Raw genomic sequence first — 26,200 nt, 5'->3', positions numbered from 1 at the left:
AATGGGCCAATTGGAGAAAAACGATGAAAAAAAATAAAACAAAAAAGATAAAAGAGCATCCTGAAATAGAGGATATTAAAAATATATGCGATATTATCCAAAAAGCAGAAAAAAATAGTCATCCTAAAAAACAAAAAATAGCGCCAAAACCGGGCAAAAACCTGAGCTAGAGTAAGTAAGCTCACAATCATTTCGCTCCATGAAAGGCGATTATCAATTAAAAATTAAATAGTTTTCAATTTTTAATCTATTATTAATTAAGTCAGACTATAAATCTTCTTATGTGGAGAAGATAATAAATGGCACATCGTAAGAAATTGATTGAAAACATCAAGGATTTTTTTTCATTACCCTCCGCGGCAACACTACGTCAAGCTTTAATGATCAACGCTTATCATGAACTGGAGAATCAATACAAACAACTGACGATAAAACTTGCGGACTTTCCTGACGCAATAAACAGCAGTCCAATGACGGACAAACAACTACTCTTATATAAGGCGAAACAAAATAAAACGCTCCTATCTCTGCTCACACAATTAACTGAAATTGAAGCACAAGCAGCCGACGATCATGTGGATTTACTGCAAGAATCAAATCCTGATTATCAGTATATTACAGAATTTGTCAGCCATTTCCACAATATCTCTCATCTTGCTGACGCATTAGCGGATGCCCCTGTTTATATTAAAGCATTGCAAACTAATTTCTATCTTGAACTCTTATCTAGATTCGATAAAACAGAGCAGGAACCTCTATTCCATCCACTATCCACCAGCACCATCCAAGATATGCTTGAGCAAGCTACGATGACTTATGAATGCACAGAAAATGAAGCTTTAAAAGATCAATGCCAACAATTGATTCATATGGGTATTTTTGAATTAATCCGAAGGGAGTATGAATGCATTATTGCAGAAAAGAATTTACGTGCAGAGCACCCATATTATCAGGACTTCCTCGATTTTTTGCGTAAGAAGCTGCCAGAATTAAGTCAATCCAAAATCATAGAACACTTAAGTCAATATCAAAATACAGCAGGACAAACGATTCGCGACTTAATCGTTGACGTTGAGCATCGATTATCGATTAATCTTAGCGACGTATGTATCGCATTAAGGATGCCGATTAATCATCAAGAAAATCCCTTACCGGCTGCCATCGCAGGAATACCTGAAGAATTACCAACGGACATGGAGCGCAAGCATCAAGAAGTCTCACGCACGATATTAGTTCAATTTAAGGAACAAATCGAAACAGGGATAAAACTGCTAAAACAATCAAAATCACTCGCAGCACGTGACCTAGCGCATCATATCAGGCAATATGATGATCAAGTAGATGTATTCAAACACCAATGGGTCATCATTCAAGCAATTTCCTCGCAACATCAGGAAGAGTTCGATGATTTAACCATCGCCTGGGAAGCACTTTTTCATCGTTTGCAAGCCGTTTATATTAAAGTCCATAAAAGAAGCTGCCCAGCCAAATTACAAACAAGGCCTTATCGTGCGGATGTGCTAAAAAATAAACCGTCATCTCATGCACGACCTACCGCACAGGAAGACACCAGTTCTTTATCTTCCATGATGATTTACGCCCTACTTAATCAGTCCGACACTAAAAAAATATTATTGCATAGAACCAATCATTCTTCTCTGATTACCATTAATTTTTCTGCCAAAAAATTAACGGTAAAAGAAGTTGAAGAATTTCTTACAGAGACCGGTTTAAATATAACATCCCCTTCCGGGCATCAATATTCTTTCAGTTACAAAGATAATATCCCTAGAGCCATTTTGATGGTAAAAAGTGCCTTATCCGAGAAGTCTGAATCACCAGAAGCGGAACAACAACGCCTGGCTATTACAGTCATCAATATGATAGACAATGTTTTAAGTAAAGGCACCGTAGTAAAAGTAACTACAACAAACCCATTCATTGCCAAAATTGCTGAACAATATATTGACCATTTAAAACACACCGTAAAGCTTGAAATAACTCATTCAGAAGTAACAGGCTGTTCTCTCGATGCTGGAAATGAGGCCATTAAAAACGCGGAAACCATGTTTGCAAAACTTGCACCGCAACTCACCAAGAAAAAGATAAAACATACTCCATGGTATAAGGAAGCCCGAAAGTTACGTCAGCAGCCAGCAGAACATAGCAGCAGTAAACCAGTCTATGGACAATAAGACAGGACTTAAGTCCTGTAAGAATCTGTCTTCAGCGTCACCAAACTGAAAGAATTCTAATTACGACTCATCGTGACGGCTGGCTTTTGCCCGCTTCTGAATTCTGTCTTGCACCAACACCCGTCGTGTTAGCAGGCTGACCGGGTTGTGTGCCAATGACTGGCGGCAATTCGACCCGTGTCTCCGTTTCCGGTTCAAGCGGCTTTACTGGAACAATAACCGGCCGAGGCCCGCCAAAGATATGATGCAATATGATTGCCGCCAAAAGAACGATAACAACGATGACCACCACCATAACAACATTATTAGGCCGATTTGCCATACGATACCTCCTTGTATGTGATTCTAAGTAAATTCAAGAATGGGGCAGACTCTGTATAAAGAAATTAAGCGCCCATTCGTGAAGCCTCCAGCATCCAACGGGCTTTTTCATGCGCTTCAATTCGATTTGCTAACAAGTTAGCCGTTCCTTCATCGTTCATTTTTTGTGCCATTGCCATAGCAACATTCAAGTCTTTCACCAAGGTTCCATGATCCTTGGCAAGTTCTGTGACCATATCATTGGAACTGGATTTAGAATCACCATCCTTAATCGTTTTTAATGTTTCAAATTCTTTAAAAGAAGCTGGCGCTTTGTGACCCTTGATTAAAATTCGTTCTGCCACTTGATCCACGGCTTCCGCAAGCTCACGGTATTGTGCTTCAAATAATTCATGCAACGATTTAAATTGCGGTCCTTTCACGTGCCAGTGATAATTCTGAGTTTTTAGATATAAAGCATACGTATCGGCTAAGAGGATAGACAATTTATTCACTAATTCACTCATTGCAAGCTCCTTTTTATTCATAGGTGAGCCTAAGAATAGTTGAAAACCAGGATAATTGAAATATTTTGATCTCTATTAGGGTCTGTTGACAATTGGTTTTGCGATGCGAAAATTCTTATGATTTGCGCAAATCAGATGAATTTGCAGCCGTGAAACCAATTGTCAACCGACCCTAAAAATTGTTATTTTTAAATCACCCTATTTTTTTGCTAGAATAGAATGGTTTTTGCAACATGAGATAATAATGGACGACCGATTGTATACTTTGGAAGTGGAAAACCTACATAACCTCCAGGAAAAACATAAACAGCAAGCGTTAACGGCATTAGAATCCGGAAAAGTGATTTTTTTTCCCCTCTATTCTTTTATGCCAGGGGAAAATGAACAATTTATCTTATCTGAATCGATCCTTGACCGAAAACATAAAAACATCAGTTACGATTATAAGCAACAACGTCTTGGTGGCCTTGCAATCACCAACCAATCATCCGCTCTTCTTCCTGTTATGCAAGCGTTTATGCATCGCTTCGCTAACTACGCCAGGCAACTTGTTGATGAATTATTGCCACAATACCGTCAAGACCTTCGTTGGGGCAGAACCAGTTATCGACCCGCTGAAATAAAAGGCCGAAAAAGCTCAAAACGCAAGGACGACACTCGTCTGCATGTCGATTCTTTTCCCTCAACACCGGTGAATGGCTTACGAATTTTGCGGGTATTTTGTAACATCAATTCTTATGGCGAACCTCGTGTTTGGCATTTGGGTGAAGCTTTTCATCAAGTTCTGGCAAGATTTTCGCCTAAAATTCCTTCTTTTAATCCGGCTCATGCAAAACTTCTGAAGCTCATTAAAGCAACAAAAACGTTACGTTCACCTTATGATCATTACATGCTTCATCTTCATGACTATATGAAGCTCGACGATATCTATCAACAAACGGTTCATAAACATCGTGTTGATTTTCCTCCACACAGTACCTGGCTTGTTTTTACCGACCAAGTATCCCATGCTGCATTAAGTGGACAATATCTTCTTGAGCAAACATTTTATCTACCGGTTAAAGCCATGGCCAATCCTGCCTTATCACCTTTGAAACAATGGGAAAAAGAAAAACACTTCATTTCCTCGCCTGCCTAGGTGGTTTCAATTCACTCATCAGCATATGATTGCCTCTTATACTACCCAAGAAGTATGCCATAAAAACAGTTTTGTGATCTGCCTGGTAGCAAGCGTAGCAACCGGGATTTTTCTGAAATGACTAGGTTCTGTTGACATTTCTCTAGCTTGAGACAGTATAAGCATATTTTGACAAAATAAATTCAATATGTGATTATAATGATCAAAATATTTGGGAATGCAGATATGATTATAGACTTCGTTATATGGCTGGTAGTAGAAGTAATTGGAGAATGGATTCGTTCTCTATTTTCAAAAATTAAGGCCAAGTTGTTCCGAGTAAAGCCAGTACGTAAAGGCTCTGAAACAAAGAAAAAAGGACATTAACAAGGTCTCTTGACATTCCACATAGGCAACCATAAAAACGCACATGCCATAGCAACTACCGATGTATAATTGCGCTTTAATTTATCAAATCTGGTAGAAAGAGCACGAAAATGCTTGATTCTTGCGAATAAATTTTCAACTAAATGTCGATATTTATACAAATACCAATCCATGTCTGCATTACCAATTCTGGAATTATTTTTTCTGGGAATCACTGGAACCAATGATTTGTTGCGAATGACATGTCGAATCTCCTCACTGTCATAGCCTTTGTCTGCAATCGTAAAATCTGCATCGGGTAACTTTTCAATGAATTCTGGTGCAATTTTGCAGTCATGTACTTCACCTTCGGTTATCTCAAAATCAATGGGCAAGCCATGTGCATCAACCGCCATATCTATCTTTGTCGTATTTCCACCCCGGCATTTTCCTATAAGCCTGATTTTCTTCAGAAGTCTCGCCAGCACTGTGTTGATGAGCTTTCACAAAGAACTGTCAATGAATTTCCATTTCAGATCAGGTTCATATACAAGCGTTTTGAAAATGACCATTAATTTACCTTTTAATGACCAGCGATTGAATTTTTGAAACACGGTATTCCAACATCCAAACTCTTCCGGGAGATCCCGCCATGAACAGTCAACACGCATTCTGTATAGCATTCCTTCTACGGTATTGCGTAAATGGGGCTTGTGATAAATCCCATGTTCACGCATTATTCTATGTAGCTTTGACCAAAGCTCTTCGCTGAGCATACGTCTAGCCATTGCAAACTTGTTTTGTTCTTGTGTGGGAACTTAAATCCTACGATTTTTCTCTTTTATTTCAATTGGTTACAAGAAAATGTCAGCAGACCCTAGATTTCTTTGTTGAATGTGATTACGCTTTTCATTCTGAAGATCATTGATGAAGCCTAGCTAAGTCACCCGGTTGCAAGCAACCAGGCTATTCTTGCTGCTATCAAAAGGCTCAGCTGATCATGCAGCAGGCCTTTTGTGTTTAGCTGGTTTTGCTGGCTTTGGTTTTGCTGGTTCCGGTTTTTTCTTTTGACCTGAACTTACACTCGATGAAGAAGAACCGCTTTTACAAACACAATTGCCATGACATCCTTGTGTACCGCTCTTAAAAGGATCCTCATCCCATTCACCTTTACAGTAAGCTTTTCCTGATGTACAAATTGGCGCATAACTATTGCAATCACCATCCTTATTACACAATCCTGTTTTACAGGCTTGTGCATTGAAAAAAAACCCCATTGCAAGTGTTGCAAACAACATCATTATAGTTTTTTTCATAATCTTACGCTCCCTCTGTAAATTCAAATGTTACTGCGATCTACTTTTTAGTCTTTTTTGGGCATCCTGGCTTCGTGGATGATGTGGTTTGGAAGGTGCTTTTTTCGTTGAACTTGAACCTTGTACTGTTGTAGCACTGGACGTTGATGATGGTTCTTTACAATAGCAGGTTCCATGACATCCTTGTGTACCGCTCTTAAAAGGATCCTCATCCCACTGCCCCTTGCAGCTTGCTCCAGCGGTCTTACATCGTTCATTTCCATATTTGCTGCAATCCCCGTTATTATTACACTTCTCAGTTTGGCAAGCATTAGCATTAATAAAAACGCCCATACTAAACACAATACAACAACACAGGATTATTTTTTTCATTGTCGCCTCCTCTCTCTGAAGCTAATAAAAAAAGGTCCTTGTACAAAGAAAATAATTTACATCTCTTGTCAACAGACCTTATGTCGCTAATTATAGTTCATATATTAAGTCGTAGCTGACACACGGTCATAGCTCTTTTAATTTAACTGACCGTCAGTACAGGCAAAAAGCTTTGAACGTCCCCTTGATAAATGCCCATGATGATAGACAGCATATTTAACGTTTCTTTTGAATCAAAATCATCTTCTGCAATGTAAAACCAGTTCTTCTTGTACTTTACGGCAACGTAAGATTCACTTGGCTTCAACTTGCTCGTGTGAACACTCATTTGTCCACGAGTGATTTTTCTCCAATCAAAAATCTCGCCATTTTTTTGATACGTCATAGGGGCGCGTTTATAGATAATGTCCTCTTCAGGAATATCCACTCCTTTTGATAAATAATTAAATACACCCAAGACAGGTCTTGTTTGCACATATACTTCGCCAGGTCTATTTGTAGGATGACTCACAAGCAGTACCGAGGGCGTTGAAGAAGTAAACCCATGTTTGGCTAACACGTTTCGATCATTTGAGGGGATTCTATTGAAATGTTCTATCGTTAATCTAATGCCGAATTCTCCATCCGTTTTTTCTGGTGAAACCTTTAAATGTTTATTATGTTGCAATCGCAAAAAAACAAGTCCTAACTCATGAAATTCCTTGTATTCAGGCACACGTCTCGTGACAGAACGTGAAGCAATAGTACTGTTTGCATATTCACCAAAACCTTGGAAGATTAAACGAAATACCGCATTCACACCCCAACCTGCTCGCAATAGCATATAAGCAACGCTTAAATCAATGGGAGTTAGTAACTTCGTGACATAGTTTTCACCTTGATAAGGCGTATAAGTAATGGTTGGGGATTCGCTGATATCTAAAGAAACATCTCCATCAACCCCAACTGTTAAAGAAGTTGAGCCAGGATCATTGGTGAATCCTGCCCCAGCATGTCGGGAATAATTAAATTGAGACACAACATTATTGACCGTTAAAAAATAGGGAATGTCGGTGTAGCGCAAACGAACGATGTTAATTAACATTTGTTGAGTATCGCTATATTGTAACGATGCATTATAGCTTATGCGATCCGGAGGCAGTTGAATCGCGCCATAATTAGAAGCACACGATAAAAGCAAAAAAGAAAGAACGCTAATGAAGCTTATCCGAATGAAACCCATATCCATCCCTTATCAATAAAAGTACATCCATCGTTTTCACAGCACTCAGGATAGGCAAGACATCAAAGCTGTATTTGGGACAGCGGATAAGCTCAGTCAATACCATGATTCGTAATAACATCAAATGCCATGCAACACGCCATTAAACGTTAGATTGAGTGTATGTGCCTGAAAACGAGCATTAAATTGGTTAAGACTAATTCCTTGAAAGGCATACCTAACCTCTTTCAAAGACGTGAGGTATCGGTAATCCAAACTAAGAGAGGTGTAATCACCAAAAAAATAACTAATACCAAAAATGCCTTGGGCAGCACCCGTTTGCGTTTGCACAGAGCTATAAGTGTTTGTAATTTCAGAATCTTGGGATAAAAATCGATTTCGGTTACTGATCTGCGCATATCCGATTCCCGCACCAACATAAGGAACGAAGTGCGAAAATTGATCAGGTGCCAATAAATCATAATAGCCATTCAGGAACCCGACAGCGGTTGCAGTTTTTCCTTCAATACTGAATTCTGATCCGGATTTCCGCTCACGCAAACGGTTCAAGTTTGTGGCAGTATGATTTATAGCAACATTCCCTACTTGCAACGTTTTGTATGGACTGTCGTTATATAAAAACTCCAATTCTGCACGATATCGCTTAATTCGATAACCAAATTGTAAACCCAAGCCACCGAGATAGGTATACGTTAACTGACCTTTATTGGACAAACCACTGCAACCAGCCGGATTATTCTGACAGATAAAACTAAAAAAATTGGTTGGCATCGATAGTGTAAAATCAAGGCTAGGCGTGTGACTGGCTCCTAAAATAACACCTGCATAGATACCGCCTGCTGGATCAACGGCGAATACCTTTGAACTGAAAGTGAATATAAAAATGACAAACAGGTAAGATGCATTTTTGTGTAAACTAAACATCATCCTGATAAAACCACCTAACACCGACATCATCATGAAATAACACAAAAAAACTACATTAAAAAAACATGATTATATTAATTTTTAACTGCATTGCAAATAAAACTCTAATTCGTTGCAGGATAAATACCTCTAATTTTTAATCACAAGGTAGATTGAAATTATTCATTTATAAGCCTACTTACTGTCATTGTAAGATTATGGTGGGAGCCGGCTCCAGTTACATTCGTAATAGACAAAATCAAGGGTAGACAGGTGACAATTCATCTCCATCCAGACGAAATAATTAGATAATAATTTTGACAAACTGTAAAATATATCAACATAATTAAGATAAGCAAATGTGTAAGGAAAATAGCATGAAACATATTCTTTTAAATTCAACGATTGGCGCTTTATTTTTGTTTGGTTCTTTGAACGTGGCATTTGCCGCTTCCACAATAGCAAAGAACGACAAGGCAGCTACTCACCAAACAAAGCATCTGACAAAGTCAAAATGTACAGCAGCCAAGAAAAAAGCGTGTAAGAAAAAAGGCCAAGTGTGCATGAGCCATGATGGAAAATGTCATTATATTAATTAAATCTCTTGCCATGCACTTAGTATAGAGAGCATGGCAAACCTTCGAATCCAGATATAGTTGCTCTGATAACTAAAAAATAATTTCAATCAATAGAGATTGTTTAGATATATCCACTGGAGAGCTTATCCGGTAATCCATCGTCCAAACGCTCCATAGAATGCGAAATTTATACTAACATTGTAATCATAAGCCATTAGAAACTAATAAAAAATGAAACGTGTTGGGCGGGCAGAACCCTTATTTCACATTAGAACACTTATAAACAATCTCGTTAAAAATTTATTAATCACGCTTGTTTTGTGTTGGTCTGGTTTGATGTTTTCTGCATCGAATGCGGTCGATTTTGATAGTGATAGAATAAAAAACAAACTGAGTCAAATTCATCAAAACCTATCTTCAAACGCTCTAAATATCGACGCTCTATACTCGCTATTATCAACCATTAAAGATCTGCAACAACAAACGGAAAAGTGTGTGGCTGATAATAAAGAACACTTAAAACGTATCAATCAGTTATTAGACGATGAAACGGTCGCCCCGACGTTAGCGAAAGAAGATAAATCGCAGTATAATTACTTAATTAAGCAAAAAAACCTGTATTCAAAACAAGTAGCCTCGTGTAGTTTGAGCCTATACCGTCTTCATGACCTACGTATCAACATACTGTCCCAAATAAAGAAGAAAGAACAATACATTTTATTGGAAAAAGGGATGCCGCCATGGAAAATATTCCAGTATGGAGACTACGAAAAATTTTTCTTTAATGCACAAGCATTATCTGATTTTATGGGTTTTATTTCACCCCAGTCTAACCAACTGACCATCATTTATTTTTTAATTATTTTGATTGTTTTTTATTCTTCCTTATCCTACAAATGGTCTTTTAATCCAGAATACGTTAAGCATGACGTGCGAGGCCTTACTATTATCAAGCGTTATGCGATAATTTTACTGCCCGTGGGCGTATTAAGCCTCTATATACACTTAATAGCATTCTACAAGACAGGAGTAGCCGCAAGACCATTTTTCACTGATGTACTTTTTCTGTATCTTCTAGTCAACGCCATGAACGAACTCTATATAAGAGTTATCTTAGTCAATAGACCTTGGTTTGATCATCACTTAGTTGATTCCATCTTATTACGTACAAAGATACTGCTTGGACTTATTTTGTTTGGTATTTTAGGATTGTTGTTTTTCAACAATCAGCCTATCCCCCAGCTCTATATTGATTTTATTAAGACTGTTTATCTAACCATTCTTAGCATAGCTGCACTTTGGACCTTTTGGACCGCATTTGAGCTTGACTCCATCAGACACAAATTATCTCGACGCTCTCTTCATATCATGATGAACACGATCATCGCCCTGTTTCTTGTTCCTATTTTAATGGCTTGGATTGGTTATCAACAATTTGCCACTTTTTTCATTCCCAGTGTCCTAGGTACGATTTTAATTTTGTTTATCTATTGGCGATTGTGTATATGGATAAATTATGCGCATGACAAATTGCAAGATAAATTAAGCTCGATGATCATCAAACATCACCGCGGCTCATTAGTGGAATTACAGGTGATACGCATTGCTATTCTCATAGGAATAACGATTAATACCTGTATGTTATTGATGGTCATTTGGTGGGTTCCTAAACAAGAAATTTTATCCTTTTTTAATTATTTACATCACGGATTTCAGCTGAATGATATGCGAATAGCACCTCTCAGAATTTTAAGAGCAGTTGGATTCTTTTGCCTAATTTTAGTAATAGGTCGAATCATTGCAAGGCGAATTGGCACCCTCAAAACCATTGCCGAAGATCCTGATAGACAGGCAACGATTGTTATGTTGGTGACCTATTTTACCTATCTCATCGCCTTGCTTATCGCACTCATCATTTCTGGCATCAATCTCAGATTTTTAGGATTGATTCTCGGTGGATTTTCTGTGGGTATTGGATTTAGTTTACGTAGCATCATGACGAGTTTCATCAGTGGTCTTGTTCTATTTATTAAAAAACCGATTAAGGTTGGAGATCATGTCATTATTGAGCAGGTTGAAGGGCTCGTAAAAAAAATTAGTCTACTGTCTACACAAATCACGACAGAAACCAATTCTGAAGTCATCTTTCCTAACTCCCTCCTGATTGAAAAATCCATCGTGTGCTATACATTCGACAATAATCGATACGTTAAAATTAATATTCCCATTCTCATTGGAAACAGCGATGATTTAAACAAAGCAAAACACATCATTCAAAACATCGTCTCACAACATAAGCAAGTGGTTCAAACACCGCCGTATGAACCTGAAATATTATATGAATTAGCGCACGATCGAGGAGCAAACCAATTCTATTTAGATGTACGCTGTGTTATCAGCGATATTGAGAAAAAACCTGTGATCACAAGTGAATTGAATATGGAGATTATAGAAGCACTGCAAGCTAATAATATTGACTTGTTAGCAAAAAATTAGGGAAGATAACCGATTTTATGAGACGCAGTCAGCCCAATATCCTAATGCCAGTCAGCTTAACTGACTGGCATTAGACCAAAAAACATGGTTTTTTAAAGGGTGCGATAAACAGCAAGATTACATCATGCCGCCCATACCACCCATGCCGCCCATGCCGCCCATGCCGCTCATATCACCGGCACCAGCTTCTTCTTTCTTAGGAAGATCAGCAACCATACACTCTGTGGTCAGCATTAAACTTGCTACAGAAGCCGCATTTTGCAAGGCAGTACGAGTCACTTTGGTTGGGTCAAGAATACCAAGCTCAACCATATCACCGTATTCACCAGTTGCTGCATTAAAGCCAAAGTTGCCTTTATTTTCAGCAATTTTGTTGACGATAACAGATGCTTCATAGCCAGCATTGGTTACGATTTGACGTAATGGAGACTCGATAGCACGACGAAGAATGTCAACACCCATGGTTTGATCATGGTTGTCACCTTTCAGGTTATGCAACGCTTTTTGTGCACGAATCAGAGCAACACCGCCACCAGCAACGATGCCTTCTTCAACAGCAGCACGTGTTGCGTGCAGAGCATCTTCTACTCGGGCTTTTTTCTCTTTCATTTCAACTTCAGTAGCCGCACCGACTTTGATGACTGCAACACCGCCAGCCAATTTGGCCACGCGCTCTTGCAGTTTTTCGCGATCGTAGTCAGAAGAAGTTTCTTCCATTTGAGCACGGATTTGGCTAATACGATCATTGATGTCTTTCGCTTTGCCTTCACCATCAATAATGGTGGTATTTTCTTTGGTGACTACAACACGTTTTGCTGAACCAAGATCTTCTAATGAAGCACTTTCCAGACTCTTGCCAATTTCTTCAGAAATGACTTGACCATTCGTTAAAATAGCAATGTCTTGCAACATGGCTTTGCGACGATCGCCAAATCCTGGCGCTTTAACGGCACAGACTTTAACAATACCACGCATGTTGTTAACAACCAACGTAGCCAAAGCTTCGCCTTCTACGTCTTCAGCGATGATCAATAATGGACGGCCAGATTTAGCAACCCCTTCCAATACAGACAACATGTCGCGGATATTGGCGATTTTCTTGTCAACCAACAGAATGAATGGACTTTCAAGTTCCGTAGACATGTTTTGTTGATTGTTGACAAAGTATGGAGAAATGTAGCCACGATCAAATTGCATACCTTCAACAACAGCCAGTTCATTTTCCAGACTGTTGCCATCTTCAACGGTAATAACACCTTCTTTACCTACTTTTTCCATGGCTTCAGCAATAATTGAGCCAATGGCTTCATCAGAGTTAGCAGAAATGGTTCCTACTTGTGCGATTGCTTTGCTGTCTTTGCAAGGCTTGGACATAGAATGCAATTCTTTGGTAATTGCCAGAACCGCTTTATCAATACCACGCTTCAAATCCATTGGATTCATGCCAGCAGCTACTGCTTTATGGCCTTCAACCAGAATTGAACGAGCCAATACGGTAGCAGTGGTCGTACCATCACCAGCCGCATCTGATGTTTTAGAAGCCACTTCACGAACCATTTGGGCGCCCATGTTTTTGAAGCGATCTTCAAACTCAATTTCTTTTGCAACTGATACACCGTCTTTGGTTACTGTTGGAGCACCGTAGGATTTTTCCAGAACCACGTTACGACCTCTTGGGCCCATAGTCACTTGCACCGCATTTGCCAACGCATTGACACCAGCAAGCATTTGTTGGCGAGCTTCGTCACCAAATCGTAAATCTTTAGCCATTATATTATCTCCTTAGTCGATAAAATTACTTCTCAACCACACCCATGATGTCATCTTCACGCATCACGACAAGTTCTTGCCCATTAATCTTGACTTCCGTACCAGAATATTTGCCAAACAGCACAACATCGCCGGTTTTAACAGCCAGAGCACGTACATCACCGTTCTCTAACACTTTACCTGCGCCAACTGCAATAACTTCCCCTTGCATTGGCTTTTCTTTGGCACTGTCAGGTATTACAATACCGCCTGCCGTTTTCAGCTCTTCTTCCAGACGGCGAACAACAACACGATCGTGTAAAGGACGAATCTTCATATTTTGTTTTCTCCTGGTTTGGTTATTACCTTGATTTATTTTCAGAGTACCCCTCTGATTTGTTAGCGCCACGATACATCATAACGCTGATGATTGCCATATGGGGATTATTTAACGGCTTTCAAGGGCAGAATGAAAAAAAATTTGATTTTTTTTAGCGCTTGTTAACAAGCTCTAAGACTCATTATTCCAATCGACATTCTATACTCCGCTTCTCCCCGCGCTCTTTTCAAGGCAAATGAGTTTCGCAAGAGGCCAATCATATCAATCGCCATAAATATAGATGGTCAATTTTTGACTCAGCCATAAGATGCTTTACAATACTTAACAGAACTCTCTTTTTATCAGATGACAATGAAATATTATGGTTTATTTTTGATTTTATTTTTTACAACCATCTTGGGCTTTGCAAATCCACCACCGGCTGAAGAGGTATTTCAAATCACTGCAACGCCATCCGATCCTAACACGTTGCTTCTTAATTGGGACATCCGTCCAGGATTTTTTTTATATAAAAATCGCATCCTATTAACACCACAGGCCAATAGCAATATTCATTTAGGCCCCATTCGTTTTCCTGAATCCCTTAAAAAAACCGATAAACAGGGACAGACCTATGAGGTATATCGTAAACAACTGACTTTACCCGTCTCCATCCTCAGCGACCAAGCAGGTGAATCATTACTTAACGTGCGATACCAAGGCTGTGCCAATGATGGCTTCTGCTATCCTCCACAGTTAAAACAAATCAAATTAACGGTTAATCAAGATCTGGCATTGACGCAAGCGACTATCGAACAAGACGACACAACGCCTACCACCAATAACACGGAAAATGAAGATAATGATATTGAACAGGTACTTTCCACAGACAATTTAGTATGGATTATTCTTGGTTTTTTAGGATTTGGCTTATTACTTTCTTTCACCCCTTGCGTCCTGCCTATGGTTCCTGTGCTTTCTGGCATTATTGTCGGCCATGGCGAAAGCTTGTCTACGCGTAAGGCTTTTTTCCTGTCGCTAAGTTACGTCTTGAGCATGTCAGCAACCTATGCTGTGGTTGGCGGGATTGTGGCACTAATGGGCAATAATCTGCAAATCGTCATGCAATCTCCTTGGGTGATTAGTGTATTTAGTCTTATTTTTATCCTGTTAGCGTTATCGATGTTTAATTTTTATGAATTACGATTGCCGCTCTCGTGGCAAAACAAATTAGCAAGTGTAACTCGCAGCCATGAAGGCGGCCATTATCTTAGTGCAGCTCTGATGGGAAGCTTATCTACCTTAATTCTATCCCCTTGCGTCACTGCACCTTTAATTGGTGCTTTAGGCTATATCGCTCAGACCGGTAATATTATCTTTGGTGGTATCGCCTTGTTTTCCTTAGGATTTGGTATGGGTATCCCGTTGTTATTAATCGGAACATCCGCGGGAAAATTATTGCCTAAAGCCGGCCATTGGATGAATACGGTAAAAGCGTTTTTTGGTGTATTATTAATAGCTGTAGCCATTTATTTGCTTGACCGTGTATTGCCTGCAACACTGATTATGGCTTTATGGGGAAGTTTACTGATCTTTTCAGGCATTTTTCTAGGAGCTTTAACCCGCTCTGCTACTCATGTCGAGAAATTCTGCCAAAGTCTGGGCATCTTGTTCCTGGTATACGGTATTTTAATTTTAATTGGTGCAAGCCAAGGCAACACAAATCCTTTACAGCCTTTGGTTGCACGCCCTACTCTACAAACTCATCTCTCCAACCAGGCTTACCGTGAATCCATCAACACCGTTGAGCAGCTCAAGGAAGCACTGGCTAAAGCAAGAGGAAAGCCAGTCGTACTTGATTTTTATGCCGACTGGTGTACTGCTTGTAAAATAATTGAGGCAACAACGTTACAAGATCCTCAAGTGCAAACTGCCTTAAGGAATTTTATTGTATTAAAGATCGATCTCACAGCCAACAATGCGGATAGCAAGGCATTACAACGTCTTTACGACGTCGTAGCGCCACCAACGTTTCTATTTTTCAATACGCAAGGTAAAGAATTAAATAATCTTCGAACCGTCGGAGAAATTTCTTCTGATACCTTTTATAACAAATTAACTAGGGCCTTGTCGCTAGCGAGTTAAGTTTAAACATTGGACTTTACTGTGTATAAGCCGGTATAATTCGTATGTTTTTTTTACACAAGTATACGCAAGATGAATCACAAAGTCGGCTTTGTTAGCTTGGGCTGTCCTAAAGCATTGGTGGATTCAGAACGAATCATTACGCAACTACGTGCCCAAGGTTATGATTTGGTGTCTAGTTACCAAGATGCCGGCGTGGTTGTCATCAATACCTGTGGATTTATTGACGCTGCCATCCAGGAATCGCTAGACACTATTCAAGAAGCCATGGCTGAGAATGGTCGAGTCATTGTCACTGGCTGTCTGGGAGCAAAAGCTGAAAAAATTCGCGAATTTTGCCCTGATGTCCTCCATATTAGTGGCGCCCATGCTTATGAAGAAGTCATTCGTGCTGTCCACCATCATCTGCCACCACCAACAGACCCATTTACTCAATTAATTCCACCGCAGGGGATTAAACTGACTCCTCGTCATTACGCTTATTTAAAAATATCTGAAGGATGCAACCAAAACTGTACGTTTTGCATCATTCCAACCATGCGCGGCAAATTGCAAAGTTATCCTTTGACTCATGTCCTTAAGGAAGCAACCCAATTAAAAGAAGCAGGCGTTAAAGAGTTACTTGTAATTTCACAAGATACCAGCGCTTATGGCGTAGACACACGCTATCAAGATACGGAATGGCAAGGAAAGACCATTAAAACGCGTTTTTATGATTTATGTGAACAATTAGGTCAGTTAGGCCTATGGGTTAGATTACATTACGTCTATCCTTATCCGCATGTTGATGACATTATTCCTCTCATGCGAGATGGTTTGATCTTGCCTTATCTGGATATTCCCTTACAACACGCAAGTAGCCGGGTATTAAAAACCATGAAACGGCCAGCCAGCAGTGAGAACACACTGGCACGCATTGCCTATTGGCGTGAGCTTTGCCCAAACATCACTATTCGCTCTACCTTTATTGTCGGATTTCCTGGCGAAACAGACGATGAATTTGAAGAACTCTTGGATTTTCTACAGGCAGCCAAATTGGATCGAGTAGGCTGCTTTCAATATTCTCCTGTAGCTGGTGCAAAAGCAAATGATTTAGCCAATCCAATACCAGACGACATTAAAGAAGAACGCTATCACCGTTTTATGCAAATCCAAGCTGAAATCAGTCGTAAAAAATTACAGGCTAAAATCGGCTCTAAGCAAACAGTCTTGATTGACAATATAAATGATAAACAAATCATCGCCCGCAGCATGAGTGATGCACCAGAAATTGATGGTCTGGTTTTCTTGCCTAAACAAGAAGAGGTTAAAACAGGCTCCTTTGCAACAGTTAAGATAAAAGGCAGTGATGATTATGATTTATACGCCGATTTCCTAGAATAACCCCAATTCGGAGTTTTTATGCTTTATAAACTGCATCAAAACTCCGAACTAAGGCTAGCATAAATTTCCTTGCTAATCGCTAACACATTCGCCTGCTGCTCCCCAATGGTTGCTGTCTTTGATTGCAGTAAATACTGATGCATCGCCTCATGATAACGACGATAGGCTTGCCTTAATTGCTGAAATTGAAATTGAGTCAGAACATTCTGATGAAATAAATCATGTAATTGAGCCAATGTATTAGTCCGTCGTACCCGATTTTTTGCAGGATTGGCTAACACTAAAAATTGCACTAAAAATTCAAGATCAATCAAGCCGCCTGGCACGTATTTAATGGCATCCTTCTCCGTGTATTTATTCATTTTTTCACGCATGTTTTTTACTTCTTTTGCCAATGATGCTTTATTTCTTGGTAAAGACAAAACATTTGCTTTTAAGTGATTAAAAGTCGCTTTTATCGATTTACTTGCAAATATAGTGCGAGCACGTAATAAAGCCTGATGCTCCCAAGTCCAGGCATGAACACGCTGATATTCAACAAATGCATCCACATGACTGACTAAAAGCCCCGCTGACCCTGAGGGGCGCAATCGCGTATCAACCGAATAAAGCACACCCAGCTGCGAACGCATTGTCAGCATATGCAGGATTTTTTGCGTCAAACGTGTCACTAATCCTTCCTCAATAGACTGAGCCTTATGAAGAAAAACCAGATCCACATCAGAATCATAATTCATTTCTCGAGCACCCAGCTTGCCATAAGCAATAATGGCAAAACGAGATTTAATCGTCATGATTTCAGGATAACGCCCATTCAATCGTTGACAGGCAAGAATAACAACGTTCGTAATAATGACTTCAGCCACATCTGCTAGAAATCGACCAATACGCAATGCATCACATTGACCATAGAGTTCCGCCCGCGCAGCCAGCAGCCAACAGGTCAGTTTAAATTGACGTAATAAATCATCTTGCAGTTCCTCATCACAGCCATGGCTTAAATGTGCTTGCAGTAACTGATCTAATTGATAGCGCGCAAGAGGCCGCCAAGCTTGGTTTTGATCCACCAATACTTCCAAGAGAAACGGTTGATTCACTAAAAGAGAAGTAATAAACGGGCTATAGGCAAACCAGTGCAATAACTCTTCAAGCACCGTTGGATTTTCTGTTAATAAAGCTAAATAAGCGCTGCGCCCAACAATTTTTTCCAACAAATGCAAGACTTGCAGCAGCACAGCATCGGTATTATTTACTTGTCTTAACTTATGAAGCAAAAGAATCATAAAGCGGTCAAGACGCAGGCGTGCCGCTTGTGATAAGCGACGACAGCGTGGCGCATGACGAAAAGCATGCAGCATTTGATAACAACGATCCGCTTCCTGAAAACCAAGACTTGCCAACAGATTAACAGCCATTGTTGTTTCCACATGCCCTTGCCAAATGCTGGCAAATTGATTGGCCAGTAACTTTTTTTCATCTTCGTAGATATCTGCTTTGCCAAGAACGGCATGAAATGCATGGCTAATGATTCTTCGATATTGTTCTAAACGTTCCACCAGTTCATCCCAATGATTAAAGTTCATTGCCAATGCGATTTGTCCACGTATGCGCTCATCCGTAGGCAACGCATGGGTTTGGCGATCATTATGGGCTTGCAACATGTTTTCTAGTTTACGTAAAAAAAGGTACGCTTGTTGCAAAGCGGCTGTATGCGAAAGCAAGTCTTCTTGTTTTAGGGCATTTAATGCTCTTATAGCATTTTGCTGTCTAAGCTGCGGCAACCGCCCACCACGAATTAACTGAAAGCATTGAATGACAAATTCAATTTCACGAATTCCGCCTCGTCCTCTTTTAATATCATCCAACATGGGATCCAATTGTATTTCACGTTCAATCATCGCCTTCATACTCCGTAATGATTCAATCACACTGAAATCAACATATCGGCGATAAACAAAAGGGATAATCAATCGCTCAAACCAATCTTTTTGTACATCAGCTGACACACTGATAAGCCTGGCCTTAACCATCGCATAACGTTCCCAATCACGACCTTGTTCTTGATAATAAGTTTCCATAGCCGCAAGATTACTTATTAAGGGCCCGCTATCACCATTCGGACGCAAACGCAAATCAATGCGAAAAACAAAACCATCTATTGTCACAGTTTGGAGCAACTGGATAAATTGCTGGATGACTTTGCTGTAATATTCCTGATTACTGATGGATTCCTCCCCGTCCGTAAAACCAGCCTCTGAAAACGCAAAAATTAAATCAACATCCGAAGAATAGTTCAGTTCTCGCCCTCCCAGTTTACCCATGGCAATGACATATAATTGGCAAACCTGACCTGATGTAGATCGAGGTACGCCATACCGCTTGGATAATTGCGCTTTACAATAGGCTAATGTATGCAGAATAATGACATCGGCGCAATCGGACCAAGCCGCTATTGTTTCCTGGGTATCAGCAAGATGTGCCAACTCCCGTAGCAATAATCTCAGCAGATGACGATGACGAAACTGCCGTAATGATTGCGCAAACATCTGAACTGGGTTATCTATCCTCATTGAAGCAATTAACTGCTGGTAATCCTCTTTGGCCAGCCTGCCCTGGCAATCCTCTTCGGCTAGCAACTCTTTTAAATGAAGTATTTGGCGGCAAGCATAATCACTGATGCCTAACAATTGGCGTACTGTCATAGATAAAGGATGACTCAGCGATTCAAAATGTTTTGTAAACAAAATATCTGTTTGAACTAAGCTATTAGGAGTTATTGACATAGTTATCCAGAAAAAATTTGATCCTTTTCACCTACACTGATTTTTAATATTGCCTCTTGCAAAAAGAGCATTATTGCGTAAATTACATTAACTCCTCTCTTTTTAAAGAGAGGTTGAGAGGGATTTTCAAAGGATTAGATTCAATAGGACCATCAAAAATCCCCCCCCTAGCTCCCTTTATTAAAAGGGGAATTATACATCCATTGGAATGGAAGATATTGGTTTTTATGCGACTTGATTTCTCAAATACCGCATGGCGCTACCCAGCGCTATAATTCTTTATACTAAAAGTTTTTACTGGATGTTCGCGCTAAATCAAGTTAAGTTAATAGCATAGTCAATACTATTTAATCCATCTGGAAGAGTCATGAAAAGAATTTATTATGGCCTGATTGTTCTTCTTATCTTATGGTCATCAGTATATGCTCAAAATCCGCCTTTACGCGTCGCTGTTGCTAATTTTGTACCTCCCTATGTTATGCAAGGGGGCAACAAGCAACTATTTGGCTTTGATATTACTATGATGCAGGAAATATGCAGCAAGCTGCAACGCGACTGTCAATTTGACAGCATGCCGTTTGGGCAATTATTGGAGGCATTAGTTAATGATAAAGTAGACGTGGCCGTGGGCGCTATTGCCATCACGCCAGAACGGGCAAAGATAGTCAACTTTTCTCTTCCCTACCTGCCAAGCCATGCCATTTTTTTGACGCATGATAAATATTTTAATCAACCTTTCAATTTAGATAGTTTAACAGGGAAAACCATTGCCGTGGAATCAGGCACGGTATTTCCTACGGTCATTAAGCGCGCAGGAATCAAAAATATTCGAATTGTTGAGTTTTCCTATGAAGAAGATCTGATCGAAGCCTTATCTTTAAAAAAAATTGATTTTGCATTTCTGGATACTCCCACTGCCTATTACTGGGAAATTCGCAGTGGAGGACAATTAAAAACCATTGGAGAATCCAAAGAGTATGGGTTTGGCTTGGGGATTGCTGTAAATCCTCGTAACGTTGATTTGATTCAGGCTATAAATCAAGTGTTGTTACAGTACCAAAAAAGTCCAAAATTTGAAACGGATTATGCAACTTATTTTGGGAGGCTGTAGAAATATCCTCCACTGTGGAATGGCGGTTTCCCCTCGAACTCTATCTTTGAGGCAATTTTCCACTGCGGTAGCGTTTCATAAAGAAGTCTAAGAGCTTGTTAACAAGCTCTAATGAATGGTCTGTCCTTGTGTAATGCAACGGCTAATGACTTGCCTTGTAATGTAATCACCACGATTTGCACCATACATTGAATTAAATTGCTGGGCAATAGCAAGAACCCAGTTAGCCAGGCGAAAATTCATTCGCTTTTCATCCTGATTAACAACCAGTTCGAATAAACCCAAAGAATTGCTGTCCTGCTCCTTCGCATACTCTTCCATAATCAGTTGAGCAATATGCATGTCTTTATCTTTTGTAGGCCAATCTTTATCCACGTGTTTCCCCTTTGCACGAATACAACATAAACCATTAAATTGGTCTCAATGTTCTAAATTCAAGTCCTCCCAGTTGCTTTTCATTATGCCACACTGGCATAATTTTTTCAATATGTTTATATATTATTCAAATTAAATAAATAACGAACAATAATGAGCGCTTATATCATATCCTGGGACTCATGCCACAACGTAATAAACAGTACCATAATAATGGGTCCTACAAATAATCCAAGAAGACCTAACGTTTCTACACCACCCAAAATACCAAACAGCACAGCCAGAAATGGAAGTTGGATTGCGCCGCCGATTAATACAGGCTTGACAAAATGATCAGCCACAAACATAACGACCGTTCCCCATACGATCACAATAATGGCCGCGATCATACTGCCATTAGCAAATAAAATAAGAGCAACGACCGTAAAGACAATAGGAACCACAAAAGGAATCATCGCAGCAAACGCCGTAATAAAACCGGTTAATGTAGGGCCTGGAAAACCGACCAGCCCATAGCAAATACCCATCAGGATTCCAACGCCGATGCCTACCACAATGGTACCGTTTACCGTAGCGCGTAACGCCAAAGGCAATCGGTCCATGTACCGGAACCATCTCTTTCCTAAGCACAATTCACCAATATGGTTAATTTGTTGAAATAATTTATGACCATCCCGGTAAAAGAAAAACAAACAAAGCAATGTAAAACCCAGCTGAAACCCACGATGTGCTATATTTACACCGATCTGCTTAATGTAATAACTGGCAGGCGTCAATGATAAATGCAAATTAGAAAGAAAATACTTAACATTGCCTGGACTACCAACGTGTTCATTCCAATAAGCGACTAATTCGTTACCAATAATCGGGAAATCCTGGAAGAAAGTTGGCGCCTGACCGCCTTCTCGATTAATTTTTTGCAGATAATTAAAGAATAATTGAATTTCTTTCACAGCCAACGTAACTAACCAACTAACAGGAAGAATCAGCAATAATGCCAAAATTAAAGTAAACAAGAATGCAGCTACATTATGCCTTTCACCTAAAAAGCGGCACCAGCGTTGATAGACTGGATAAGTCGCAATAACGATAATAGCTGCCCATAATAACGATGGGATGAACCGATGAATAATAAATAAAGCCAAAGCAACAATGCTTATGGTCAACCCTATACTGATGAATTCTTTATGACTCTCGTTCACGCAAATCCCCAGGCAAGTAATTGCAAAATAACCCAAGCTGGAATAGCAGCGAGCAAGTCATCAAGCATGATCCCTAAGCCACCCCGCACTTGTTTATCAATCAATCGAATGGGTTGAGGTTTCCAGATATCAAAAATACGAAACAGCAAGAAACCTATTATCATCCAGACTACCCCTGAAGGTGCAAGAAACATGGTGAACAAATAACCTACCACTTCATCCCACACAATTCCTGAATAATCGTGTACACCTAGGTCGGTTGACACTTTTTCAGAAACGTACACACCAAGCAGAAATGCGGCTATTGTGCAGATTAAATAAACACTCCAGGCACTGCTAGTCAACAATAAATACACAGGAATTGCGGCCAAAGTTCCCCAGGTTCCTGGAGCTATTGGCATGAGGCCTGTACCAAAACCAAACGCAATAAAATACACTGGATCCTGCCATACTCGATTTGAAAGTTTAATCGCGTTCATTATCACTCCCAGATGGCTGCTTAAAATAAGAAGCTATTGTAACATGACAAAGCGCCTAATTTATTTTATGATGGATTTTCAAAGAGATGCCCCAGCTCTGTGTACTTATCTTCCTAAAAATGACGATAACCTTTAGGAGCGAGTGACATAATGTCACCCTGTTTTTGCTTTCCCCATAAACCAGGTTGTGCTTCCATTTCTCCAATAAAATAACAGCTTAAACCAAGACGATTAAGATGCTCGAGCATCGCCTTTTCGTGGCTAGGTGAAACCGTAAAACACAGCTCATAATCATCTCCTCCGCCTAAGGCAAAATCAACAGCATTTTCCTGTTGATATTTTTTAACGAGAGGATGTATGGGGATATTATCCAATATTAAACACGCCCCAGTATTGCTGGCCTCACAAATATGATTTAAATCAGCGCTTAAACCGTCCGAAATATCAATCGCGGCCGTTGCGTATGCTTGCAAGCAATCCCTCAAATCAATACGAGGTTTTGGATATAATAATTTCTTCATTAATTCCATTTTATCATGGTCAGCGATGTCTGTTCGGTCCAGAAAAGAAACGGCTTGCGCTGCTGCTCCCAGTTGCCCGCTAACCCAGATTTTATCTCCCGGACTTGCGCCACAACGACGTACTTCCTTTCCCTCAAGCGCCATCCCATGAATCGTTATCGTGATACTCAATGGGCCATGAGTAGTATCGCCACCAACCAAAGCGATATTAAAATGTTGAAGCGCATCTTGCAGCCCTAAGGAAAATCGCTGCAACCATTCTTCATCGCATTCTGGCAAAGTAAGCGCCAGTGTTATCCAGGCAGGAACGGCCGCCATAGCAGCCAGATCGCTTACATTCACCATAACAGCCTTATAAGCGATGTCATAGGGGTTCCACGAAGAAAGAAAATGAACATCTGCTACTAACGTATCGCAACTGACTATCAGATGCTGCCCTGGCGGCACAAATAAACAAGCGGCATCATCACCAATGCCTACCATAACATCATCGCGCCCATGCGAAATAGATTTGAAAAATTGATGTATCAATGAAAATTCATTCATGGATGCCACGGATTTCAATTGCCCTGACTTGCCTGGCTAAATTGTTCAATACACCGTTTACATAACGATATCCATCTTGGGATCCGAAGGATTTAGTTAAGGAAATTGCTTCATCAAGCACGACGCGATAAGGTATTTCATGGCAATGCAGCAATTCAAATGCACTCAATCGCAGAACCGTCAGTTCAATCGGATTTAAACTCTGAATAGGTCTATCCAGATAGGGAGTGAATGCATTTTCTATTTCGTTTTGACGAGTAATCACACCATGTAACAAACGATGAAAATAGTCCTGATCAACCTTAGTCATATCATTAATAGCATGAAATTGAGCTTCAATTTCATAGGGCTCACTTTTGGTCATTAACCATTGATATAATGCCTGTAAAGCAAGTTTTCTTGCTTTTCTTTTACCTTTAATTGTTTGATTATCCACGTCTACCTCATGAGGATGCATCATCTTTGATTTGATCAATTGTTTGCCTAAATTCACTGACGTCTTTAAATCGTTTATACACAGAGGCAAAGCGGATATAAGCAACATGATCCAGCCGATATAATTGCTCCATGACCCATTCTCCAATCTGACGAGACTCAATCTCACGTTCGCCTCTGCGACGTATCTTTTGCAGGATAACTGCTATTGCATTTTCTAAATCATCCACGCTCACTGGCCTTTTTTCCAAAGCACGCAGCATTCCAGCACGCAAATTTTCAACATTAAATGCTTCACGGCGACCATCACGTTTAATAATAACCGGCATGACTAGTTCAGCCGTTTCAAAGGTAGTAAAACGCTCATGACAAACCAGACATTGCCGTCTTCTGCGAACTTGCGCACCATCAGCGACAAGACGAGAATCGACCACTTTAGTTTCTTCAGCATGGCAAAATGGACAATACATACACTAACTACGATAAACTGGAAATTCACTACATAAGTGTAGTGCTTGTTTTTTAACATTTGCAATCATGGCATCATCATTTACATCATTCAGAATATCAGCGATCCATCCAGTTAAAAGACGAATTTCCTGCTCTTTAAATCCTCGTGTTGTGACCGCCGGCGTACCTAACCGCAATCCACTAGTCACAAAAGGCGAGCGTGGATCATTGGGAACTGAATTTTTATTCACAGTAATATTCGCCCGCCCCAATGCCGCGTCTGCTTCCTTTCCTGTGATGTTTTTATCAATTAAATCCAGCAAGATTAAATGATTTTCTGTTCCACCAGATACAATTTTATAACCGCGCTCCATAAGGACGGAAGCCATGGTTTTGGCGTTGCTCACTACCTGTTGTTGATACGTTTTAAATTCCGGTTGTAAAGCCTCGGCTAAAGCAATTGCTTTAGCCGCAATGACATGCATTAAGGGACCACCTTGAACACCAGGAAATACGGCTGAATTCAGTTTCTTTTCAATGATTTCATTTGCTTTTGCCAAAATAAGCCCACCACGAGGACCTCTTAATGTCTTGTGCGTGGTTGTTGTTACAACATCCGCATAAGGAAGCGGTGACGGATAAATACCTGCCGCAACCAATCCGGCAATATGGGCCATATCCACCAAAAGGTAAGCACCCACTTTATCTGCAATGGCGCGAAAACGCGCCCAATCTAGAATTTGAGAATAAGCAGAGAACCCTGCAATAATCATTTTAGGTTGATGCTCATTTGCCAGTGCCTCTATGGCGTCATAATCGATTAGCCCCGTTTGCGCATTCAATCCATATTGCAAAGAGCGGTAAAGTTTACCGGAAAAATTGACTTGGGAACCATGAGTCAAATGCCCGCCATGAGGCAAAGCCATGCCTAAAATCAAGTCACCAGGCTCCAACAACGCCATCATTGCTGCGGCATTTGCTTGTGAACCAGAATGAGGTTGAACATTAGCAAAATCGGCCAAAAACAACTGCTTTGCACGCGCAATGGCTAATGCCTCTACCGCATCCACATACTCACAACCACCATAATAGCGTTTTCCAGGATAACCTTCAGCGTATTTATTAGTAAGTACCGAGCCTTGAGCCTGCATAACTCTAGGACTTGCATAGTTTTCTGACGCAATTAATTCAATATGTTCTTCCTGCCGACGGCTTTCTGCTTCCATCGCTTGCCACAATGCTTCATCGAATTCTGCGATTTTGTAACTTGCATCAAACATAGTCGACCCTTGTTCACTTTATTTCTG

Annotated in this window: 24 protein-coding genes and 1 pseudogene; 8 read left to right on the top strand and 17 right to left on the bottom strand. The window is 40.1% G+C overall.

Features of this window, described 5'->3' with window-relative positions; genetic code table 11:
- Positions 1-23 precede the first annotated feature (23 nt).
- Positions 24-170: a hypothetical protein gene (locus E1O52_RS13130; RefSeq protein WP_165474681.1), complete on the top strand. Its 147-nt coding sequence runs from the start codon at positions 24-26 to the stop codon at positions 168-170.
- Positions 171-299: 129 nt separating this feature from the next.
- Positions 300-2,195 (top strand): hypothetical protein, encoded by a 1,896-nt coding sequence (locus E1O52_RS01955; protein ID WP_133127034.1) that lies wholly within the window; start codon positions 300-302, stop codon positions 2,193-2,195.
- A 67-nt stretch (positions 2,196-2,262) separates the two neighbouring features.
- Here E1O52_RS01955 and E1O52_RS01950 read toward each other — a convergent pair whose 3' ends face one another.
- Positions 2,263-2,517: a hypothetical protein gene (locus tag E1O52_RS01950; protein WP_133127033.1), complete on the bottom strand. Its 255-nt coding sequence runs from the start codon at positions 2,515-2,517 to the stop codon at positions 2,263-2,265.
- A gap of 64 nt (positions 2,518-2,581) precedes the next feature.
- Complete coding sequence (locus E1O52_RS01945) at positions 2,582-3,022, bottom strand: Dps family protein (protein WP_133127032.1); 441 nt, start codon at positions 3,020-3,022, stop codon at positions 2,582-2,584.
- A gap of 244 nt (positions 3,023-3,266) precedes the next feature.
- On the opposite strand from E1O52_RS01945, the gene kdoO reads away from it, so the two are divergent.
- The gene (kdoO, locus tag E1O52_RS01940) at positions 3,267-4,160 is read left to right on the top strand and encodes a Kdo hydroxylase KdoO (RefSeq protein ID WP_133127031.1); all 894 of its coding nucleotides are present in this window, start codon (positions 3,267-3,269) and stop codon (positions 4,158-4,160) included.
- A 362-nt stretch (positions 4,161-4,522) separates the two neighbouring features.
- On the opposite strand, the pseudogene E1O52_RS01935 reads toward kdoO, so the two are convergent.
- From E1O52_RS01935 to E1O52_RS01915, 5 genes and pseudogenes are all read right to left on the bottom strand, one after another.
- Positions 4,523-5,293: pseudogene (locus tag E1O52_RS01935) on the bottom strand (IS5 family transposase).
- Between the two features lie 210 nt (positions 5,294-5,503).
- Entirely contained in the window at positions 5,504-5,821 is a 318-nt protein-coding gene (locus E1O52_RS01930; RefSeq protein WP_133127030.1) for a hypothetical protein, read from the bottom strand.
- 30 nt (positions 5,822-5,851) lie between these two features.
- Positions 5,852-6,193: a hypothetical protein gene (locus E1O52_RS01925; protein WP_133127029.1), complete on the bottom strand. Its 342-nt coding sequence runs from the start codon at positions 6,191-6,193 to the stop codon at positions 5,852-5,854.
- A 142-nt stretch (positions 6,194-6,335) separates the two neighbouring features.
- Positions 6,336-7,415: a hypothetical protein gene (locus E1O52_RS01920; RefSeq protein WP_133127028.1), complete on the bottom strand. Its 1,080-nt coding sequence runs from the start codon at positions 7,413-7,415 to the stop codon at positions 6,336-6,338.
- Between the two features lie 120 nt (positions 7,416-7,535).
- Positions 7,536-8,342, bottom strand: coding sequence for an outer membrane protein (locus tag E1O52_RS01915; RefSeq protein WP_165474680.1), 807 nt, complete (start codon positions 8,340-8,342; stop codon positions 7,536-7,538).
- A gap of 356 nt (positions 8,343-8,698) precedes the next feature.
- On the opposite strand from E1O52_RS01915, the gene E1O52_RS01910 reads away from it, so the two are divergent.
- Together E1O52_RS01910 and E1O52_RS01905 are read left to right on the top strand one after the other, a co-directional pair.
- On the top strand, positions 8,699-8,920 hold the full coding sequence (locus E1O52_RS01910) for a hypothetical protein (protein ID WP_133127026.1): 222 nt from the start codon (positions 8,699-8,701) through the stop codon (positions 8,918-8,920).
- A gap of 210 nt (positions 8,921-9,130) precedes the next feature.
- Complete coding sequence (locus tag E1O52_RS01905) at positions 9,131-11,395, top strand: mechanosensitive ion channel family protein (RefSeq protein ID WP_133127025.1); 2,265 nt, start codon at positions 9,131-9,133, stop codon at positions 11,393-11,395.
- A gap of 117 nt (positions 11,396-11,512) precedes the next feature.
- On the opposite strand, the gene groL is transcribed toward E1O52_RS01905, so the two are convergent.
- On the bottom strand, positions 11,513-13,168 hold the full coding sequence (groL, locus tag E1O52_RS01900) for a chaperonin GroEL (protein ID WP_242602134.1): 1,656 nt from the start codon (positions 13,166-13,168) through the stop codon (positions 11,513-11,515).
- 22 nt (positions 13,169-13,190) lie between these two features.
- Positions 13,191-13,481, bottom strand: a complete 291-nt coding sequence (gene groES, locus E1O52_RS01895) for a co-chaperone GroES (RefSeq protein ID WP_133127023.1) — start codon at positions 13,479-13,481, stop codon at positions 13,191-13,193.
- Between the two features lie 354 nt (positions 13,482-13,835).
- Between groES and dsbD the strand changes: the two genes are divergently transcribed.
- Positions 13,836-15,608, top strand: coding sequence for a protein-disulfide reductase DsbD (gene dsbD / locus E1O52_RS01890; RefSeq protein ID WP_133127022.1), 1,773 nt, complete (start codon positions 13,836-13,838; stop codon positions 15,606-15,608).
- 72 nt (positions 15,609-15,680) lie between these two features.
- Positions 15,681-16,991: a 30S ribosomal protein S12 methylthiotransferase RimO gene (gene rimO / locus E1O52_RS01885; RefSeq protein WP_133127021.1), complete on the top strand. Its 1,311-nt coding sequence runs from the start codon at positions 15,681-15,683 to the stop codon at positions 16,989-16,991.
- Positions 16,992-17,026: 35 nt separating this feature from the next.
- On the opposite strand, the gene glnE is transcribed toward rimO, so the two are convergent.
- On the bottom strand, positions 17,027-19,774 hold the full coding sequence (gene glnE, locus E1O52_RS01880; protein WP_133127020.1) for a bifunctional [glutamate--ammonia ligase]-adenylyl-L-tyrosine phosphorylase/[glutamate--ammonia-ligase] adenylyltransferase: 2,748 nt from the start codon (positions 19,772-19,774) through the stop codon (positions 17,027-17,029).
- Positions 19,775-20,141: 367 nt separating this feature from the next.
- Between glnE and E1O52_RS01875 the strand changes: the two genes are divergently transcribed.
- Positions 20,142-20,885, top strand: coding sequence for a transporter substrate-binding domain-containing protein (locus E1O52_RS01875; protein WP_133127019.1), 744 nt, complete (start codon positions 20,142-20,144; stop codon positions 20,883-20,885).
- Between the two features lie 108 nt (positions 20,886-20,993).
- On the opposite strand, the gene E1O52_RS01870 is transcribed toward E1O52_RS01875, so the two are convergent.
- The 7 genes from E1O52_RS01870 to glyA all read right to left on the bottom strand — a co-directional run bounded on the left by E1O52_RS01870 (position 20,994) and on the right by glyA (position 26,173).
- Entirely contained in the window at positions 20,994-21,260 is a 267-nt protein-coding gene (locus tag E1O52_RS01870; RefSeq protein WP_025385334.1) for a hypothetical protein, read from the bottom strand.
- A 161-nt stretch (positions 21,261-21,421) separates the two neighbouring features.
- A complete protein-coding gene (locus E1O52_RS01865) occupies positions 21,422-22,462 on the bottom strand; it encodes an AI-2E family transporter (protein WP_133127018.1) in 1,041 nt (346 codons plus the stop codon).
- Positions 22,459-22,941, bottom strand: a complete 483-nt coding sequence (locus tag E1O52_RS01860; RefSeq protein WP_133127017.1) for a phosphatidylglycerophosphatase A family protein — start codon at positions 22,939-22,941, stop codon at positions 22,459-22,461. The genes E1O52_RS01865 and E1O52_RS01860 overlap by 4 nt, the downstream gene beginning before the upstream one ends.
- 113 nt (positions 22,942-23,054) lie before the next feature.
- Complete coding sequence (gene thiL / locus E1O52_RS01855) at positions 23,055-24,008, bottom strand: thiamine-phosphate kinase (RefSeq protein ID WP_133127016.1); 954 nt, start codon at positions 24,006-24,008, stop codon at positions 23,055-23,057.
- Positions 24,001-24,444, bottom strand: coding sequence for a transcription antitermination factor NusB (gene nusB, locus E1O52_RS01850; protein ID WP_133127015.1), 444 nt, complete (start codon positions 24,442-24,444; stop codon positions 24,001-24,003). The genes thiL and nusB overlap by 8 nt, the downstream gene beginning before the upstream one ends.
- Before the next feature lie 7 nt (positions 24,445-24,451).
- Entirely contained in the window at positions 24,452-24,913 is a 462-nt protein-coding gene (nrdR, locus tag E1O52_RS01845; protein WP_133127014.1) for a transcriptional regulator NrdR, read from the bottom strand.
- Between the two features lie 3 nt (positions 24,914-24,916).
- The gene (gene glyA / locus E1O52_RS01840) at positions 24,917-26,173 is read right to left on the bottom strand and encodes a serine hydroxymethyltransferase (RefSeq protein ID WP_133127013.1); all 1,257 of its coding nucleotides are present in this window, start codon (positions 26,171-26,173) and stop codon (positions 24,917-24,919) included.
- Positions 26,174-26,200: the final 27 nt, after the last annotated feature.

Origin of the sequence: Legionella nagasakiensis (assembly GCF_900639915.1) — a bacterium.
GTDB lineage: Bacteria > Pseudomonadota > Gammaproteobacteria > Legionellales > Legionellaceae > Legionella_A > Legionella_A nagasakiensis.
The sequence above is the reverse complement of the archived record's forward strand: the minus strand, read 5'-3'. Positions and strand labels throughout refer to the sequence as shown.